This is a genomic window from Rhodanobacter sp. OR87 (assembly GCF_000473345.1).
GTDB lineage: Bacteria > Pseudomonadota > Gammaproteobacteria > Xanthomonadales > Rhodanobacteraceae > Rhodanobacter > Rhodanobacter denitrificans.
On the sequence record NZ_AXBJ01000001.1, the window covers coordinates 136925 to 154519 of the forward strand.

At 65.4% G+C, this 17595-nt stretch carries 15 protein-coding genes and 1 pseudogene; 7 read left to right on the forward strand and 9 right to left on the reverse strand.

The window, feature by feature from the left end; genetic code table 11:
• The first annotated feature begins 33 nt into the window (after positions 1–33).
• Both RHOOR87_RS0100555 and RHOOR87_RS0100560 read left to right on the forward strand, forming a co-directional pair.
• A complete protein-coding gene (locus RHOOR87_RS0100555) occupies positions 34–249 on the forward strand; it encodes a hypothetical protein (protein ID WP_007508478.1) in 216 nt (71 codons plus the stop codon).
• 66 nt (positions 250–315) lie between these two features.
• On the forward strand, positions 316–1077 hold the full coding sequence (locus RHOOR87_RS0100560; RefSeq protein ID WP_007508480.1) for a S1/P1 nuclease: 762 nt from the start codon (positions 316–318) through the stop codon (positions 1075–1077).
• Between the two features lie 36 nt (positions 1078–1113).
• Here RHOOR87_RS0100560 and RHOOR87_RS0100565 read toward each other — a convergent pair whose 3' ends face one another.
• The 4 genes from RHOOR87_RS0100565 to RHOOR87_RS0100580 form a co-directional block, all read right to left on the reverse strand.
• Positions 1114–1362 (reverse strand): hypothetical protein, encoded by a 249-nt coding sequence (locus tag RHOOR87_RS0100565; RefSeq protein WP_157781445.1) that lies wholly within the window; start codon positions 1360–1362, stop codon positions 1114–1116.
• A gap of 261 nt (positions 1363–1623) precedes the next feature.
• A complete protein-coding gene (locus tag RHOOR87_RS19555; protein WP_007508484.1) occupies positions 1624–2157 on the reverse strand; it encodes a 2'-5' RNA ligase family protein in 534 nt (177 codons plus the stop codon).
• Positions 2126–2419, reverse strand: a complete 294-nt coding sequence (locus tag RHOOR87_RS0100575; RefSeq protein WP_007508486.1) for a hypothetical protein — start codon at positions 2417–2419, stop codon at positions 2126–2128. The genes RHOOR87_RS19555 and RHOOR87_RS0100575 overlap by 32 nt, the downstream gene beginning before the upstream one ends.
• Positions 2420–2456: 37 nt before the next feature.
• Positions 2457–3425: an SOS response-associated peptidase family protein gene (locus RHOOR87_RS0100580; protein WP_007508488.1), complete on the reverse strand. Its 969-nt coding sequence runs from the start codon at positions 3423–3425 to the stop codon at positions 2457–2459.
• Between the two features lie 163 nt (positions 3426–3588).
• Here RHOOR87_RS0100580 and RHOOR87_RS18875 point away from each other — a divergent pair.
• Positions 3589–4452, forward strand: a pseudogene (locus RHOOR87_RS18875) (DEAD/DEAH box helicase); the annotation flags it as partial.
• Between the two features lie 235 nt (positions 4453–4687).
• The gene (locus RHOOR87_RS18880) at positions 4688–5041 is read left to right on the forward strand and encodes a DNA-binding protein (protein ID WP_155950892.1); all 354 of its coding nucleotides are present in this window, start codon (positions 4688–4690) and stop codon (positions 5039–5041) included.
• Positions 5042–5415: 374 nt separating this feature from the next.
• Here RHOOR87_RS18880 and RHOOR87_RS0100595 read toward each other — a convergent pair whose 3' ends face one another.
• The 3 genes from RHOOR87_RS0100595 to RHOOR87_RS0100605 are packed head-to-tail and all read right to left on the reverse strand — an operon-like array spanning position 5416 to position 10903.
• Complete coding sequence (locus tag RHOOR87_RS0100595) at positions 5416–8463, reverse strand: efflux RND transporter permease subunit (protein WP_007508495.1); 3048 nt, start codon at positions 8461–8463, stop codon at positions 5416–5418.
• Positions 8460–9536: an efflux RND transporter periplasmic adaptor subunit gene (locus RHOOR87_RS0100600; protein ID WP_027483948.1), complete on the reverse strand. Its 1077-nt coding sequence runs from the start codon at positions 9534–9536 to the stop codon at positions 8460–8462. Before RHOOR87_RS0100600 ends, RHOOR87_RS0100595 begins: the two co-directional genes overlap by 4 nt.
• Positions 9533–10903: a TolC family protein gene (locus RHOOR87_RS0100605; protein ID WP_007508499.1), complete on the reverse strand. Its 1371-nt coding sequence runs from the start codon at positions 10901–10903 to the stop codon at positions 9533–9535. Before RHOOR87_RS0100605 ends, RHOOR87_RS0100600 begins: the two co-directional genes overlap by 4 nt.
• 187 nt (positions 10904–11090) lie before the next feature.
• Here RHOOR87_RS0100605 and RHOOR87_RS0100610 point away from each other — a divergent pair, with 187 nt between their 5' ends.
• The 3 genes from RHOOR87_RS0100610 to RHOOR87_RS0100620 all read left to right on the forward strand — a co-directional run bounded on the left by RHOOR87_RS0100610 (position 11091) and on the right by RHOOR87_RS0100620 (position 15581).
• Positions 11091–11756 (forward strand): response regulator transcription factor, encoded by a 666-nt coding sequence (locus RHOOR87_RS0100610; protein ID WP_007508500.1) that lies wholly within the window; start codon positions 11091–11093, stop codon positions 11754–11756.
• A gap of 10 nt (positions 11757–11766) precedes the next feature.
• Positions 11767–13218 (forward strand): ATP-binding protein, encoded by a 1452-nt coding sequence (locus tag RHOOR87_RS0100615; protein WP_027483949.1) that lies wholly within the window; start codon positions 11767–11769, stop codon positions 13216–13218.
• A 212-nt stretch (positions 13219–13430) separates the two neighbouring features.
• Positions 13431–15581: an LTA synthase family protein gene (locus RHOOR87_RS0100620; RefSeq protein WP_007508505.1), complete on the forward strand. Its 2151-nt coding sequence runs from the start codon at positions 13431–13433 to the stop codon at positions 15579–15581.
• Here the strand turns inward: RHOOR87_RS0100620 and RHOOR87_RS0100625 are convergent.
• Both RHOOR87_RS0100625 and RHOOR87_RS0100630 read right to left on the reverse strand, forming a co-directional pair.
• Complete coding sequence (locus RHOOR87_RS0100625; RefSeq protein WP_007508508.1) at positions 15569–16192, reverse strand: phosphatase PAP2 family protein; 624 nt, start codon at positions 16190–16192, stop codon at positions 15569–15571. The genes RHOOR87_RS0100620 and RHOOR87_RS0100625 overlap by 13 nt on opposite strands.
• Before the next feature lie 134 nt (positions 16193–16326).
• Positions 16327–17367 (reverse strand): YncE family protein, encoded by a 1041-nt coding sequence (locus tag RHOOR87_RS0100630; RefSeq protein WP_007508510.1) that lies wholly within the window; start codon positions 17365–17367, stop codon positions 16327–16329.
• Between the last annotated feature and the right edge of the window lie 228 nt (positions 17368–17595).

The following is a 17595-nucleotide window of genomic DNA, read 5'->3' on the forward strand; positions in this document are numbered from 1 at the left end:
ATCACCGTTCCAGCCGCATGGGAGAATGCGCTAATGACCATGCCCACCGACGCCTTCCGCCGTTTTCAGGCCGAACTGGCGGCCCTTGATGCGAGCCGCCCTTCCAAGACGCCCATGGAACTCGCAAAGGAAGAGTTTCTCGCCCTCAGGAAGCGCTACGGCCTGACAGTCGCGGACGTCGTGACCTTCTTTCCGGAAGAGGAGGGGATCGCCTACCTGCAGCAACTCATTGCAGCCCGTACGCGCTAGACCTGCGCGGCCCCAAATGCGCTGCCTGGCGCCGAGGTCCTGTCGACCAGCCGCTACCATGGCGTGATGAATACACGCCTCCTGTTGGCTCTCGCCCTCCTCCTGCCTGCCACCCAACTTTACGCATGGGGTCGCGACGGCCATGCCGTCGTCGCCCGGATTGCTGCCGATCACCTGACGCCCGCCGCCCACGCGGAAATCCAGCGACTGCTCAGCTTGGAGCCAAGCGCCACGTTGGAATCCATCGCCTCCTGGGCCGACGAGCACCGCAACCCCGCCACGGGCAAGTGGCACTACGTCAATTTTCCTCGCGGTTCGGACTTTCACTACACGCCCGAGCAATGTCCCGGCGGCGACCAGTGCCTGGTTGCTGCGCTGAAACGTCAGGAGCTGGTGCTGGGCAACCGCCATGCCTCAGACGAGGATCGGGCAAAGGCACTGCGCTATGTGGTCCACCTGGTGGGTGACGCCCACCAGCCGTTACATGCTGGCTACGGCGACGACAAGGGCGGCAATACGTATCAGGTGCGTTGGCAGGGACGCGGATCGAACCTGCACCACATTTGGGACACGGGGCTGATCGAGACGTTCGGGCTGGCAACGACCGATTTGGCGCGCCGAGTTGAGATGGACGTACCCCATGCGCCGACCGGTGGCGACGTCGAGGATTGGGTTCACGAGAGCGGAGCACTGGTTGGCTCGCCGGGCTTTTACCCGTCCCGCAAGGTCGGCGTCGAATACGTGCGTGTGTGGCGCCCGGTGGTCGAGCAGCGCTTGGGACAGGCCGGATTGCGCTTGGCCACCATCCTCAACCGCCTCTTGGGCTAAGGGCTGACGGCAACTCGCTGCCTCCCACCCCAAGCTTTAGGCCGCGGCCGTCGCTTCCCTGATCTGACGCGGATACTGCGCCAACAGCAACGTCTTCTCGGGAATGACCAACTCGACGGTGACCGCCAACCCCGTGCGTTCGTGAAGCTCGCGGCCTAGCTGTCGCCCACGTTTGATGGCCTTGCCCAAGGTGAGCCCTTCGGCGACACCGGACTTACCTTCACGCACGCGCCAGCCCACAGCGCTCTCTTCGACGGAAAAGACAAACCGCATGGTCATGCTCAAGAAAAGGAAGGAACCCCGGTCATCGGTCCGCGCCTGGACATCCCATCGTCGGCTCGCGCCTGACTCCCTGTCGCCTTGGACCTGACTCGCGGGGCAGCCATAGCTTGTTGCGTGTTGCATTGGCCGCCTATCAGGCGCCCGCTCCCCGTTTTGTAGGGCAACACCGATACTTCTTCCGCGCACTGCCTAGTAGCACACCGTCTCTCGATCGCAAGGCCCGATGGCATGAAGGTGCATGGTCCCTGGCGGGGCCAGGTTCCCTCAACCAAGGCGAGGCTGGCCGAGCGGCAAGTCCAGTTGTACCTGCCATGGGCCGCCACCTGTTCGCTCTAGCAGCACGACCGCCTTGCAGGTTGCGTGAATCGCACCACCACCGCTGCCGGCCAGAGCTGCGCCAAGCGCTTCCATGACCTCTGTGCGGTCTTTCCGTACTTGGCGTGCAACCGACAGATGCGGCGCATACCGCAGGAACGGATCCCCCGGCAGTCGCCGCTCGAACGCCTGATCCACCGCGGAACGCAAGGCGGCAAACGGTGACACCGGTTCCGGGTCGAGGAAGATTGTCGACGGGAAAGTGGAAACGCGCGCAAGCGTGTAGTGGAAGCTGGGCACCGAGGAGACCGCGTCCGTCAACATCTCTCGATCGCGCGTACTCAGCGCCCTGAGCGGGAGAAACGGGTAGCGAAGGGTGATGTGCGCGCCGAGTCCGCGCTGCGCTGCAGGGTCCCAGCGCTCGCGCAAATGCCCGACTACAGCGTCGGCTTCAGGCGTCAGTACCGCCAGGAACGCCGCCATGCACGTGCACCTCCCGGTAGGCCGACAGCGCGGCGGCCTCATCGAACTCGCCGGGACCGTAGAAGCCCGCCACATCGCAAAACTCGGCAAAGGCCTGTTCGCACGCCTTGCAGCCGCACTCACCGGCGCAGCGGCTCGGGCACCCATTTGTGCAGGTGCAGGGCAACTCTCGGTCCGGAGCAGCCTCAATCTGCTCCGGGTCGGGGAAATACCCGTGCGTGTGCGGATAGCGGCGGCGGCCTTCGGCGGTGGGCTCGTTCATGGATCAATTTTACGCCGTCTACCCAAGCGCGGGCAGGCTAAGCCGCGAGCCGGTGCTGGTAGTACGGCCGCGCTCGGTCATCCAGGATGGCGTACAGCGCCTCGCGCGGCGCCACTGCCGGATTCAGCCAGGCATCCACGTGTTCGGGCTTGATGGGGACGATGCAGCGGTCGTGGCCAGCGGCCGCGACTTCAGGCGGTGGCTCGTCTGTGATGGCGGCAAAGGTGAAGAGATCGGAGCCGTTGTCCGCCCCCTTGGACACGTTCCACAGGCAGGCCACCAGCATGTCCTGAGGCGGCTGGGGGTCGAAGGCGAGTACTGCGTTCTCCTCCTTTTCGCCCGGCGCCAACTCTCTGCCCTCCAGCCGGTGGCGAGCCACGTTCTCATAGAAGCGGGTGATCACCAGGATGCCGTGGCGGTAGCCGAAGAGCTGGCCCCAGGATTCCTCCAACTTGTCGCGCCTGGCGTTGTAGGTGCCGGGATATTTGCGCTCCACAGCGGCACTCCAGCCGGGCATGCGGCACTGGTAGCGCATGGGCACCACGAACCTCTGCCCATCGCGCTCAATCAGCACCGGCGCATACGAGCCTGGGTAGATACGGGCATCGTCGTCGACCAGCTCGCGCCGGTTGAGTGAGGCGAGGTTGGCCTCTGTCGCCGCGATCTTGTTGGTCGCGATGCGTTTGTCCTCAGCCGCCTTCTTGGTCGGCTTTGGGCCAGCCAGTACCGTCTCTGCCTTGGAAAGGCGCTCCCGCTGGGCCGCCAAATCCTCCCGATAGCGCTGCTCCAACTCGCGATCCCCTTCGGCCACCAGCTTGGCTAGCTCAAACCCGGCTTCGCTATCAGGATGCCGGAAGCTCTCGCGCAAGGCCTTCGGGATCTTGGTCCACGTGCCATCCCGGCGGCGTTCCCAGAAGAGTTCGGTAAAGCGCTGCAGACTGATCGTGGCGCCAAAGTGGCGCACGTAGCGGACGTAGTCGGCCTTGATCTGGGCGGAGTAACACATGGCGAAGGCTCCGGCGCGGGAGAACCAGCATACCGACCGCATGTCGAAGGCGCGCGGACAATGGCACCTCCTCTGAGCTTCATGCACCCGAGAGCCTGACAGTCTCACCTGGCGAGACGCCCTGCCGATGTACTGCCGCCAAAGAACACAGGCGGCTCCTCCATTGAACGCTCTTCCAGACCGATACCAGGCCTCTGACGATCTGGTACTACGCGGCCCCAGTGACGGCCGTGCGCTCGCCCAGCGCCTTTCCAAGCGGTATGCCGAACGCATTACCGGTGCCTTCGTTGTGCCCGGCCGCGAGGGCTCGTTCGCGCCCTTGCCCGCGGGTCTTCCGTCGGCGCTTGCCCAGGCGCTGCGATCGCGCGGCATCGAGGCGCTTTACAGCCATCAGGCCGAGGCCTGGGCTGCGGCGCAGCGCGGCGACCAGGTGGCAATCGTGACCCCGACGGCCTCCGGCAAGTCGCTCTGCTACACCCTGCCGGTCATCAGTGCCGCCAAGCAGCAAGGCGCCAAGGCGCTGTACCTGTTTCCGACCAAGGCGCTGGCGCAGGACCAGGTCGCCGAGCTGCTGGAGCTCAACAAGGCGGGCGAGCTTGGGGTCAAGGCGTTCACCTTTGACGGCGATACGCCGGGCGATGCCCGGCAGGCGATCCGCCTGCACGGCGACATCGTGGTGAGCAATCCCGACATGCTGCACCAGGCGATCCTGCCGCATCACACCAAGTGGGCGCAGTTCTTCGAGAACCTGCGCTACGTGGTGATCGATGAGGTGCATACCTATCGCGGCGTGTTCGGCTCGCACGTGGCTAACGTGATCCGGCGGCTCAAACGCGTTTGTGCGTTCTACGGCGTCACTCCGCAGTTCATCCTGTGCTCGGCGACCATCGGCAACCCCAGGGAGCACGCCGAGGCGCTGATCGAGCACCCGGTCACCGCCATCACGGAAAGCGGAGCGCCCTCGGGCGACAAGCACGTGTTGTTATGGAATCCGCCGGTGGTCAACCCGGATCTCGGTTCTAAAGCCTTACTCAATTGCTGCACTCCACATGACTTAACTGCACAGCCACCGAACATAAGTGCAGCTGCACCAGTGGTTCCCTGCACCCGGATTGCAGGTGTCTGCCGGCAGATCTGTACGGCTCGCATTAGCGCAATGTCTCGCGCAGCGTTGGACGGGCCGGACAACGGGGCTGCAACGAGGCGCTGAGCAAAACCTGGTGCACAATAACCCAACAGGCTTGGACCCAACGGTGATCGCCTTGACCGACTGCACCCTACCAGGCAAGCCTGGCGACGATCTCTTATCCCCGAGAGATGTCACCAAACTGCTGAACTTCTCTCTGGAGGAGCTGGCTATCGCAATTGGAGTTTCCTACGAGACCCTCATTGAGCGCCCGCAGTCCTCACAAGTCCAGACGTTCCTATGCAATACCGTGCGTGTCCTGAATGCTGCCAGGGGTATCTCCTGTGATGCTGAGCTGCCCGCCGCGTGGCTGCTCGATGAGCCGCTGGCCGCGTTCAAGTACAAAACCGCATTCGAGTTGATCCAGGCAGGTCGGACCGAGGACGTCCTGCGGTACCTCAACTCCTTTTCCGGGGGCTTCGTCGGTTAGCCCTGCTTCCGTCTCCCTGCCTCGTTGTGCCGCGTGGTGTTGCTGCCGCGTTGACTCCTCGCCACACAAGTTCCAGTCGTACCTTCAGCGCTTCATGGCCTCATGGGTGCTTGCGTGGTTGCCAGGCTAAGGGGTGGGTGATATGTCCCGCCGCGCGGTATAGCGGCCGTGGTAGCTGCCAAACAAGAACCGCATAGGTGGGGCCGTCAAGGGTCTCACTTCGGCTTCTTGGTCCGCGCACTCTTCGACGCCCCGGGCGATCGCGAAGTTCGCTTCGTCTTGCTGATGAGACTGGCCTTCGCGAGCGACGTTTCGAGTGCCGCGACTTGCCCCGACAGACGCGCGACTTCCTTCTCAGCCTGGCGCTCATTGTCTCAATGCTTGCGCCGCCAAGGCCGCTTGAGCCGTGCGTAAAGCACCGGCATCACCAGCAGCACCAGCGGGACCTGCACCAGCATGCCCGAGATGATCGCGATCGCCAGCGGTTGCTGCATCTGCGAGCCCTGGCCAATCGCCAGTGCCAGTGGCAGCAGGGTCAGGATCGCGGCCAGCGTGGACATCAGGATCGGCCGGGTGCGGTGCTGGCCGGCCTGGTGCAAGGCATCGTGCAGCGGCGCGTCGTCCGGGATGTCCTGCAGCTCGGAGAAGTAGAATATCGCCACCTCGGTAACGATGCCGACGATCATGGTCATGCCCATCATCGCCGAAATATTGAGTTCGATACCGGTCAGCCACAGGCCCAGGAACACCGCCGGGATCGCCAGCAATGGCATCGCCAGGATCGCCAACGCGACGCGGAAGCTTTCGTACAGGAACAACAAGAGCGTGAACACCAGCGCGATCGCCGCCACCATCACGATGGTCAGCCCGCGGAACGCTTCCTGCTGCTGCTGGTAGAGGCCACCGAGCTGATAGAACATGCCCTTGGGCAGCACGCCCGGCTTGGCCAGCACATTCTTTACGTCGGCTATCGCCGAGCCGAGGCTCCGACCACTGATGCGTCCGGTCACGGCAACCATGCGCTTCAAGTTGTCGCGGGTGATCTGCGGCTGGCCCTGCACCTGCTTGAGCGTCGCCACGCGCGACAGCGGGAACAGGTGACCATCTGGCGCACGGATCTGCAATGAAGCGACCTGCTCCAGCCGCTGGTGTGCGCTAAGCGGCAGACGCACACGCACGCCCACGACCTTGCTGCCGACCGGCAACCGCGCCACGACGCTGCCATCGATCGCCGCCCCGACCTGGTCGACCACGCCGGCTGGATCGAGTCCCTCCAGCGCGGCCTTGACCGGATCGACCTGTACCATCAGCGCGTCACCGGCCGGGTTGATGCCATCGCGCACGCCCACGACACCGTTGATCTTGCCGATCGCGTCGGCGACTTTGCGGGCGGTCGCGTCCAGCTGTTCGGTGTCATCGCTGTACAGCTGCACCTCGATCGGTTGGGGCACGGCAACCAGGTCGCCGATGAGGTCCTCCATCAGCTGCGACAGCTCGATGTCCAGCCCGGGCACCTTCTGTTCGACCTGCGTACGCACCTGTTCCATCACCTGTTCGGTGTCCGGACGCGAGCCGTTCTTGAGGCGCACGAAAAAATCGCCCTGGTTGGCTTCGGTCAGGCCACCGCCCAGTTGCAGGCCGGTGCGGCGCGAGTAGGTGTCCACGTAGGGATTGGCGCGGATGATGGTTTCGACCTGGTTTAGCAGCCGGTCGGTCTCTTCCAGGGAGGTGCCAGGCTTGGACAGGTAGTCGAGGATGAAACCACCCTCGTCGATGCTGGGCATGAAGCCGGTGCCGACGCGCGTGTACGCCAGGCCGCCGAGCACCACCAGCGGCACCACCAGCAGCAAGGCCAGCAGCGGGCGCTTGATCCAGCTTTCGAGGGTGCGCTCGTAGCGCTGCATCATGCCGCGGGTGAAACGCCCAGGCGGGTGCTCGGTGCGGTGACGCTCGTCGAGGAAGCGCTCGGCCAGCAACGGTACCGCCACCCAGGTCAGCAGGTAGGAAATGATTAGCGCGCTGGCCATGGTCAGCGACAGCGCCTTGAAGAAGGCGCCGGTGACACCGGAGAGGAAGGCTAGCGGCAGGAAGATCACCACGGTCGCCGCACTGGAGCCGCTGAGCGGCCGGGTGAACTCGTTGGCCGCGCCGGCGACGCGCTCGTGCACCGCGCCCTCCCCTTCATTAAGGCGGCGCATGATGTGCTCGATCATCACGATCACGTCGTCGATGATCAGCCCGACGGCGGCCGCCATGCCGCCGAGCGTCATCATGTTGAAACTCATGCCGAGCACCGACAGCAGCAGCACGGTGATCGCCAGCACTGCGGGCACCACGATCAGGGCGACCGCGATCACCCGCGTGTTGCGCAGGAACACGAACAGCACGAGCCCGGCCAGCACGATGCCGATCAGGATGGCGTCGCGCACGCTGGCGGCGGCGCCGGTGACCAGTTGGGTCTGGTCGTACCAGTTGGCGACGCGCACCCCGGCGGGCATCTGCGGCGCGTAGTCAGACAGGCGCTGCTTGACCTGCTTGGCGATCTGTACGCTGTTGCCGTCGGGCTGCTGGTAGACCTGCAGCAGCACGGCGTTCTGGCCATCGGCGTTGACGCGAATCCACTGCGGCACATGGTCCAGGCTGACGGTGGCGACATCGCCCAGACGCACCACGCCGCGCGCGTCGGCGCGCAGCACGATGCCACGCAGCGCCGCGACCGTGCGTGGCTGGTTGTCGGCCAGCAGCAGGAACAGCTTGTAGTGGTCCGAAACCCGTCCCATCGCCTGGATCGTGGCCGCATGGCCGACCGCGGTCGCCACATCGGCCACGCTCAAGTGCGTCGCGCGCAGGCGTGCTGGATCGACGTCGGCATGGAATTCGGCCACCTCGCCGCCCTGCACGTTCACCTGCGCCACGCCGGTGATGCCGCTGAGCAACGGGCGCAGCTGGTACTCGGCCAGGTCGTGCAATGCACTGGGCGAGAGCGTGTGCGAGCGCAGGCTGTAGGCGAGCACGGGGAAGGTGGTCGGATCCATGCGCCGGGTGGAGAGCTGGGTGCCGGCAGGCAGCTGCGGCAGGACCTGGCCGGCCGCGCCATTGACCTCCTGCAGCGCGGCGGCCATGTCCCAGCCCCAGTCGAAGGTGATCGCGATGTCAGCGCTGCCCCGGCTGGTGGTCGAGCGCACGTCACGCACGCCGCGTACGCGACGGATCGCCTCTTCCACCGGGCGGGTCACTTCGACCGCCATCTGGTCGGCGGGACGGTCGCCCGCGTCGACCGTCACCTGCACGCGCGGGAACGCCACGTTCGGAAACAGCGCCACCGGCATGCGCAGCGCGCTGGCCAGGCCGCCGAGGGTCAGCATGAGGGCGAGGAACAACAGCGAGCGGCGGTGCCGCTGCATCCACAGCGAGACGTTCACTTCGCGCGACCCTCGGCCGGGGCCATGTGCACGGCGTCACCGTCATTCAATTCGTAGACGCCCTGCACGATCACCTGGCTGCTCGCTTCCAGCGCGCCCTGCACGCCAACGACCTCACCCTCCGGATGGCGCAACGTGACCGCGACGCGGCGCGCCTTGCCATGCTCGACGACGAACAGGTAATCACCCTTCTCGTCATGCAGCACAGCGGCGCGTGGCACCGCCCATGCTCGGTAGTCGGCCGTCTGGATGACCGCGGACAGCGCCGTGCCAGCGATCGGCGTGGCGCTGGCGGCCGGAACCTCGGCCAGCACCGGCAGGAGACGGCTGGTGGGGTCGATCGCCTTGCCCACCATGCTCAGGTGTGCGGGCATGTCGTGCCCTTCCGAGAACACCTCGCGCAATTGCACGGGCAGGCCCACGCGCAGTTTCGCGGCGTCCTGAGGCTGCACGCCCAGGCGGGCCAGCAACGCGTTGGTCGGGGTGAAGGCAAGCAGCGGCGCATTGGCGGCAAAGCGTTCGCCGACTTGCACCTGGAGGGTGGTCACCACGCCGTCGAGCGGCGCCTTGACCTCCTCGCGCGTGTTCGCGCCGCCCAGGGCACGCTGGGCTTCGAGTGCCGCCCTCGCGTCGGCCAGCGCCTTGCGCGTGCCGGCCAGTTGCGACTGGGTGGCAAGCCGGTCTGCGGCCAGTTGCTCAATTCGCTTGAGGTCGCCTGCCGCCGTGCGCGCGGCGTTCTGCGCCTGCACGAAGGCGCTGCGCGTGGCCGGGTCGGGCGTGACCGTGAGCAGCGTCGTTCCGCGCTTGACTGCCTGCCCGGGGGCAACGGCCAACGCGGTGACCTGTCCGGCGTGCGCGAGGTTGATGGTGACCGGATGCAGCGGGTCCACCGAGCCCCAGGCCTCCACCGTGTCGTGGAACACCTGTTGCCGCGGCATCGTGGTGGTGACCGCGACGGTCTGATCCGCGCCGCCGGAGGCGTTATCGCCCCCGCCTGATCCTCCTCCGCAGGCGGCGAGCAGCAAGCCGGGGGCGAGCAATGCCAGGCGTGAAAGAAAACGGAAGCGGTTCATGGCTGGCTCGCCTGTGCAGCGGTAGGAATGGGAATGTCCGTGTTGCCCAGCAGTGCCTCCAGCGCAATCGCCTGCTTTTCGCGCTCCTGCTCGACCGCTAGCAGGTCGAGGTCGGCGGTCAGTGCGTTGCTGCGGATGGCAAGGTAGGTGGGCCAATCGAGCAGGTTGGCGTGCCATGCCCGTTCGGCCGATGCGCGGGCCTGATCCAGCGCCCTGGCATGACGGCGCAGGCCTGCTTGCTGGTTGGCGAGTGTCTGCAGATCCGCCTGCAGGCGCCACGCGTCGCTGCGGGCGCTGAGCAGGCGCGCGGCGTACTCGTCACGAAGCTGCTGGCGGGTCGCCGTTTCGATGGCGATATTGCCCCGGTTGCGGTCGAACAGCGGCAGCGTGATGCCGAGGGAGAACCCTCGAGTGGTGATATTGCTGGTATCGCGGGCCTGGTTGAAGCCCAGCACGAGCGCGGGAAACTGGGCGAGGATCGCGCCGCGAAGTTTCGCCTCCTGCGCCTGGTAACCGGCCTGCAGCGCCAGCAGATCGGGCCGCCGGTGCGGCAGATCCGCCAGTGCGCCATCCATCTGCGCGTCGGTCGGCTGCGGCGCGTAGGGCGACCCCGACAGCGGCAAGGGCGCGCGGGGTGCAAGGCCGATGAGGCGGCGCAGTTCCGCCTCGGCCTGGTGCAGCGCCAGCGCGTTGGCCGCCGACCGTTGCTCGACATCCGAGACGGCATTGAGCCCGGCGCTCGCCGCATCGTAGGTCAGGTTGCCCGCCTGCAAAGCCTTGCGAACATAGGCGCTGACCGGTGCCAGCGCCGCCCGCTCGGCATCCAGCCGCACCGCTTGCGCGCGCAGGTTCAGCACCTGTCCGAACAGCAGGCGCGCCTGCGCCACCGCCTGCCATTCATCCCAGAACAGCTCCAGGCTCACCTGGCTTGCCTGGCTGCGCGCCGCCGACACGCGCGAGGAGCGGGTCAGCCAAGCACCCAGGTCTTCGCTCAGTCCCAGGTTGTAGGCGCTGGTCAGGCCCGGTCCGGAGTGCACGGGAAAATCCTTCCCGACGCTCAGCTGCGGGTCGGGCAGCAAGCCTGCAGCGAACGACTGCGCCCGCGCGACGCCAAGCTGGTCCCGCTTGAGTTTCAACGCCGGACTGTTGGCCACCGCCAGCGTGGCGGTCTCGGTGACGTCCAGGCCATCGGTCGGATCGAAGCGGTGGGGGCTGCCTGCCGGGAATCGCAAGCCCTCGGCCGGCACGGCCAGATCGGCAACGCTATCGGCACCCCTGACGTCGGCGAGCGGCAGGGGGCGGTAGGTTGCGCAACTGGCCAGCAGCGGAGGTGCGGCAATCAGAAGGGCGATGCGAAGACGGCGCATGCGTGCGGTAGATGGGCTATCGTTTGGCGCCATTCGGACGGCCCACCCAGGGTGTGGTTTTCGCATGGATTCGAGTGTAGGCGACGCTGGCTTAGCTGGCTCTTACGGCGAGTTGGGCCGATCATCGTGGACTGGCCACTTCGCACCAATGACCAGACCCGCCCTGCTTTGACACGTGGATGCGCACATGAAGCTGTTGCTGGTTGAAGACTCCCAACGCCTCCGGCAAATGTTGCAACAAGGACTGCGCGGTGAAGGATTCACGGTGGATGCCGCTGCCGATGGCATGGAGGCACGCAGCTTCCTGGGCACGTACGAATACGAGTTGGTGGTGCTCGATTTGATGCTGCCCCGCCTCGATGGAATCGGCGTACTGCGCGGCATGGCAACATCCGGACGGCGCCCTCGCGTGCTTGTGCTCTCGGCACGCGACCAGGTCGGCGACCGGGTCGAGGCCCTGAATGCCGGCGCCGATGATTATCTGATGAAGCCCTTCGCATTCGATGAACTGCTCGCACGGCTTCATGCGCTCTCGCGCCGTCCCAACCAGGCGCAACCGCTCGTGCTCAGTCATGGCGCGCTTGCGCTGGATCCCCGCGCGCACAGTGCGAGCGTGGATGGCGAACCGTTGAACCTTACGCCAAGGGAGCTTGCGCTGCTTGGGCTGCTGCTACGCCACCGTGGCCGGGCCTTCACCCGATCCGAGATCCTGGACTGGATCTCGGGTAGCGAAAGCGAGGTGTCCGACCGCAGCGTGGAGGTGCTGGTGTTCGGCCTGCGGCGCAAGCTCGACGCCGCGGGCGTGGGCGGGCTGATCGAAACGCGCCGTGGCGCGGGGTACCTGATCGCATGACGGCAAAGCCATGAAACCCCTTTCCTTGACCGCCCGCATCACCTCCCTTCTGGTCATCACCAGCCTCCTGGTGTTGGGTGGCGGCGCACGTTTCATGGACTGGCGGATCGACCACGACCTGGAGCTGCGCTTCCGGCAGAACCTGCTGACCCAGGCCGTTGCGCTGGGTTCCATGATGGAGCTGGAGGAAAACGGCATTACCACCGAAGCAGGCGAGGCCATCTCGAAGGGAACGCTGATCAACGACGGCCAGACCTACTACGACCTCCGCTGCGAAGGCCATTCGCCCCTGCAAAGCCGCCAGCGACCGCCCGTGACGCCAACGACCTGGCCAGCCTCGACCGCCGAGCAACCCACCTTCTTCGACATGCGGGCAAGCGGTCGCCATATCGGGGCAGTACAACTGACGCTGTCCATTGAACCGTCGCGCGAGCCCGATGAGCCTGCAGTGCAGGCAGGAGAGGGGCAATCGGCACAATGCCAGTTGCTGTTCGAGCAAGACCGCGCCGCCGTCGATGCCATGCTGGTGGGTGTCGATTGGGTCCTTACGCTCGGGCCGCTGCTCGCCATCGGCATTGCGTTGATCGTGGTGCCGGTCAGCGTGCGACGAGGCTTGCGGCCCATGGCTGCGCTGGTCGAACGCATGGGCGATATCAGCCCGAATGCCCCGGGGCAGCGCCTCGTCGTGAGCGGTGTACGCGAACTCGATCCACTGGTCAGCCGATTCAACGACGTGCTTGCCCGCATGGACGAAGGCCTCGCCAGGGAGCGCCAGTTCGCCAGTGGCCTGGCGCACGAAACCCGCACCCGACTGGCAGAGCTGCGTGCGTTGGCGGAAATTGAATTGCGCTATCCCAGCGGACGAACCCGCGAAGACGTGCTTACCGAAGTCGGGCACATCGGAGCGGAGCTCGAAGCCACGGTGACGGCTCTGTTGCTGCTCAGTCGTTTGCAGGCAGGAGTGGATCGTCCGCAGTACCAGTGGCTGCCGTTGGCGCCTTGGGTCGAGCATCAGGTTCAGCGACACGCCGGGGCCCATCAACCCATCGTGAGGCTGCAAGACGAAACCTCCGGACCGCTGGCACTGCGAACAGACCCTGCGTTGCTCGAAGTCGTGGCAGGCAATCTGTTGACCAACGCCTGTGCCTATGCGCCGGTTGGCGACCTGGTGCGGGTGGTTTTGCATGACTCCATGTTGATGGTGGACAACGATGCACCCGAACTGGAGCCGGAGGACGTCGCCAGGCTGGCCGAACGCTTTTGGCGCAAGCACCCGCCGAGTGCCGGCCATGCCGGCCTGGGCCTGGCATTGGCGCGTGCCGCTGCCGATGCCCTGGGGCTGACACTGGCCTTTGAGCTCAACGAGGGCCGGCTTTGCGCGAGCGTTTCCTGGCCTCTTGATCTCGTGGGCGGCCACAGCGCTACGGAACCGGGTGAAAAATGGATGCGGCCAGGCACTTGAAGTGTCGACATCAGGCTATCCCGAGGTGCGGCACCCTTGCTTAAGTGGCAGCTAAGAGAGCCATGTAAGGATGGCCGTTTTAACAGTCGACGCCCCCGGCGCCTGCAGCTCGCACCTGATTACTAGCCGGCAGGCCAGCGGCTCATGGATGGAGCCTGCAGTGGGCCTGCAATCGTGGGCCGCGCCGGTCCATCTTTACAGCGGAGAACCCCATGTTTCGTCTTCCCGGTTGGTCGCCCAAGCTGAAGCAGCGCTTCCGGCCGCTGTGGTGGCTGGCGCTTACCTATCTGGTGATGGGTGCGGCCACCCGCATCGTGCTGTTGGCGATGACCGGCAGCGGTGTGCCACTCGATCCGCTGTTGTGGCTGTATGCGTTCGGCGTCGGCGCGTGCTATGACCTGATCACGCTGCTCTACGTGGCGTGGCCGCTGATGTTGTTCCTGTGGATCGTGCCGACCGACCGGGCCTTGATCCGCACCCCGCTGCGTTGGGCCTTCTGGCTGCTGGCGCTGGTAATCGCCTACGGGCTGTGCTGGGTGGTGCTGCATGCGCTGTGGCGGGTGAGCGCCTCGGACATCCGGCCACTGGCGCTGGTGTTCATCTATCTGCTGCCGTTGCCGGCACTGGCCTACAACGGCCGCAGCGGCCGCATCGCACTGGCCGTGCTGTACCTGGCGACCATCTTCGGCCTGCTGTTCGTGGCCGCGTCGGAGTTGGTGTTCTGGGACGAATTCGGCGTGCGCTTCAACTTCATTGCGGTGGATTACCTGGTCTACACCACCGAGGTGATTGGCAACATCCGCGAGTCCTATCCCGTAGGCCTGTGGATGACGCTGATTGGCGTGCTGGCGCTTGCCATTCTGTGGTTGAACCGGCGCGGCCTGCGCGCCCGCGATGCTGGAAGCCGCTTTGCCGGCCGTGGCGCCGTGGCCGGCATCTGGCTGGTGCTCACGGTGCTTTCGGTGGCGGGCATCAACGCCACGCTCAAGGACCGCACGGGCAACAACTTCGTCAACGAGCTTGCCGGCAACGGCATTTACCAGTTCTTCGCCGCCTTCCGCAGCAGCCACCTGGACTATGCGCACTTCTATCGCACGCTGCCTGAGCGGGACGCCTTCGCGCGCGTGCGTGCCGGCCTGCTCACGCCGGAGGCGAGCTACATCAGCAACGATCCCCACGACCTCACCCGCGCGATCCGCAACCCCGGTCCCGAAAAGCACCTGAACGTGGTGCTGATCAGCGTGGAGAGCCTGTCGGCCGATTTCCTCACGACCCTGGGCGCCAGCCACGGCGAGATCACCCCGTACCTGGACGGACTGGCCAAGGACAGCCTGTTCTTCGACAACGTCTATGCCAACGGTACCCGTACCGTGCGCGGACTCGAGGCGTTGTCGCTGTCGATCCCGCCGACGCCCGGCGATTCGGTGATCAAGATGAAGCACAACGAGAACCTATTCTCGCTGGCAGATATTTTCAACGACCGCGGCTACGTGTCGGAGTTCGTCTACGGTGGCTACGGCTACTTCGACAACATGAATTACTTCTTCGACCACAACGGCTACATCGCAGTCGACCGCAAGGACATTCCGAAGGACGCCACCATCCACCACGAGAACGTGTGGGGCGTCGCCGACGAGGACCTCTACACGCTGGCGCTGGGCCAGATGGACAAGATCCACCGTGAAGGCAAGCCGTTCTTCCTGCACGTCATGACCACGTCCAACCATCGCCCGTTCACCTTCCCGGCGGACCGGGTGAATTTCCCGCAAGGCTCGCGCGAAGGTGCGGTGGCGTATACGGACTGGTCGATCGCCGACTTCATCCGGCGAGCCCGCGCCAAGCCGTACTTCGACGACACGGTGTTCGTCATCACCGCCGACCACGATGCCTCCAGTTCGGGCAAGGTCAGCATCCCGGTCAACCGTTATCACATCCCGCTTTGGATCTATTCGCCAAAGCACATCACGCCACGGCGGGTAGGCCGCTTCATGAGCCAGATCGACATCCCGCCCACGCTGCTCGGGTTGCTCAACTTCAGTTATCGCAGCCGGTTCTTCGGATACGACATCTTCCAGTTGCAGCCCGGACGTGAGCGCGCGTTCCCTGCGACCTACGAAAAGCTCGGCTACCTGCGCGGCGGCCTGCTGACCATCCTCGAACCGCAGAAGAAGGTCGAGCAGTTCCGGCCGGACTTCGTGACCGGCGACGCGGCCCCCGTGAAGGCAGGCAGCCCGGGCGATATCGATGACGCGACTGCCTACTACCAGGTCGCCGCAGAGCTCTTCAAACAGGGCAAGCTCGTGCGCCGTCCACAGGACAGCCAACGCCCGGAGGCGCTACCGGCCGATGCTCACTTGAAGTGATGGACAAAGCCGACCTGGAAGCCGCCAGGTAGCCAGCTGAGGATCAGCGGCGAATCGCGGTGGGCGGACCAGATCCCGACGCCCACCCCGAGCGCCGCACCCACCAGCACGTCGCTTTGCCAATGTCCCCGCACCTTCATGCGTGCGACCGCGTCATAGGCGGGAAGCAAGGCAAGCGCATAAACGGCCGGGTGCTCATCGCCATAGTTCACGATGAAGGGCGTCACCGCGGCAGAGATGGCCGCCACCTCGCCGCTGGGGAAACTCTGCGCATGGGTGCCGGCGAAGAACTTGTTGGGATCGTCCGTCTGTGAAGGCCGCTCGCGCTGGAAGGTGTACTTCATCGCCTGTGCACCCAGGCCTGCGACCACCATCGCGTCGGCGGAACGCCAGAAGGTGTCGCCCAGCTTGTCCTGGTCACCCAGCGCCAGGGCGCCACCGGCGACGGTCAGGATGGTTCCATACATCAGGGCATTCTGGTCGCCACGCTTCCAGATGCCGCTGTTGTCGTAATGCAGGCGGTGATCGATGCCCAGAGGTCCGCCGGAAGCGATCGCGCTGCCGGAAAAACCGAGGGCGAGCAGGATCACCCACGCACGCAAGATAGCCATGGCAACGCCCTTTCACGGCGCAACGGCGCCAGACCACGCGACGCTAGGGCCGCGGCCTTTGGTCTGACTTAGCTGGGCCTTTCGCCAGGCTTTCTCGGCAGCGGCGGCGCGCCCTTCCGGCGCGCACTACCGATTCACGGCTTGCCGACGGTGAGCAGACTGAAGCTTCCCGGCACGACCGTGCGCCGCATGCCCGCCTGGCTTTCCTTCGCCCACGTCGCCGCGGAGAGATAAAGACGCCCATGCAACGGATCGAGGGCAAGCGTTCTTGCGCTGACCTGGGTGGGAATGGTCGCGACCACGGAATAATGGCCCGGATCGTCTTCGTGTACGGCAGTGATGGTGCCGCTTTGACCGTTGGAGCTGTACGCCACCGCCGTATCCGGGTCGAATGCCACCGCATCCGGGCCCTCCCCGATGGGCACCGTCGCGACGACCTTCCCGCTATCGGTGGATACGATCGCCATCGTGCGGTTCTCGCATACGGCAAACAGCCGGTGGTGCTTGCGGTCGATGGCCAGTCCGCTGGGCGACGTGCACGGCGACAGGTTCCATACGGCCGTCACCTTGTCATGCAGCGAATCCAGCCGAACCAGCTCGGACTTGTCCTCGATGTTGGCGAACACGTGGCCCGCCTCGTCGCTGACCGCGAACTCCGGCTTGCCCGGCAAGGGAATCGTCGCCTTCACGATAGGGCCAGAGGGGTCGATCACGCTGGCCGAATGCCCCTTTCCGTTGAAGGTGAAAACATGGTGCGAGGCGGGGTCATAGAGGATCGCATCCGGATTGGCGCCGGTGCCTTTCACCGTGGCCAGCGTCTTCAGCGAAGCCAGGTCGAAGACGGTGACGGAATCGGCGCGGCCATTGCTCGTGAAGCCACGGCCTCGCTCCGGGTCGATCGCGATGCCGTGGGCGCCCGGCGTGCCTTCGATCGTACCCAGCAGCTTATGCCTGTCCACATCGACGACGAGCACCCTGTCCTGGTGGCTCACGTACAAGTGCCGGTGGGCAGCATCGAAAGTGAGGTAGTCCCAGCCGCCGTCGCCGGGCATCGGCATGCGTGAAAGCACGCGATACGGCTGGGACGGTGCGGTGGCGGAATGCGCCGCAGGCAGGGAAAGCGGAAGCAGGACCAAGGCGGCGGACGCCAGGGTGCCGAGGGACGCGCGATGCATTCGATTCTCCCGCAGGGTGGTGCGGCAGCTTGCAAGGCGTTGCTTACGCAGCGCTTAGGACCTGGAGGCGGCCGCCGCATCCATAAGCCGCTGCTAAGCGTGGCAGCGCAGCATGCATGCATCTCCCGAGACGTGCCTTGTGAAGGCGGCCTCGCCGAGGCCTGCCTTGCCAAGGCAGTCATGTGCAACCGGCCAGCGAGACTGCGTCGATGTTTGAACTCTCCCGAA

Coding starts and splice junctions, on each gene's coding strand:
- RHOOR87_RS0100575 (WP_007508486.1), bottom strand. CDS start 2,419: ATGAACGAGCCCACCGCCGAAGGCCGCCGCCGCTATCCGCACACGCAC.
- RHOOR87_RS0100555 (WP_007508478.1), top strand. CDS start 34: ATGACCATGCCCACCGACGCCTTCCGCCGTTTTCAGGCCGAACTGGCG.
- RHOOR87_RS0100625 (WP_007508508.1), bottom strand. CDS start 16,192: ATGGCTATCTTGCGTGCGTGGGTGATCCTGCTCGCCCTCGGTTTTTCC.
- RHOOR87_RS19555 (WP_007508484.1), bottom strand. CDS start 2,157: ATGGCGGCGTTCCTGGCGGTACTGACGCCTGAAGCCGACGCTGTAGTC.
- RHOOR87_RS0100610 (WP_007508500.1), top strand. CDS start 11,091: ATGAAGCTGTTGCTGGTTGAAGACTCCCAACGCCTCCGGCAAATGTTG.
- RHOOR87_RS0100620 (WP_007508505.1), top strand. CDS start 13,431: ATGTTTCGTCTTCCCGGTTGGTCGCCCAAGCTGAAGCAGCGCTTCCGG.
- RHOOR87_RS0100580 (WP_007508488.1), bottom strand. CDS start 3,425: ATGTGTTACTCCGCCCAGATCAAGGCCGACTACGTCCGCTACGTGCGC.
- RHOOR87_RS0100630 (WP_007508510.1), bottom strand. CDS start 17,367: ATGCATCGCGCGTCCCTCGGCACCCTGGCGTCCGCCGCCTTGGTCCTG.
- RHOOR87_RS0100615 (WP_027483949.1), top strand. CDS start 11,767: ATGAAACCCCTTTCCTTGACCGCCCGCATCACCTCCCTTCTGGTCATC.
- RHOOR87_RS0100605 (WP_007508499.1), bottom strand. CDS start 10,903: ATGCGCCGTCTTCGCATCGCCCTTCTGATTGCCGCACCTCCGCTGCTG.
- RHOOR87_RS0100560 (WP_007508480.1), top strand. CDS start 316: ATGAATACACGCCTCCTGTTGGCTCTCGCCCTCCTCCTGCCTGCCACC.
- RHOOR87_RS0100600 (WP_027483948.1), bottom strand. CDS start 9,536: ATGAACCGCTTCCGTTTTCTTTCACGCCTGGCATTGCTCGCCCCCGGC.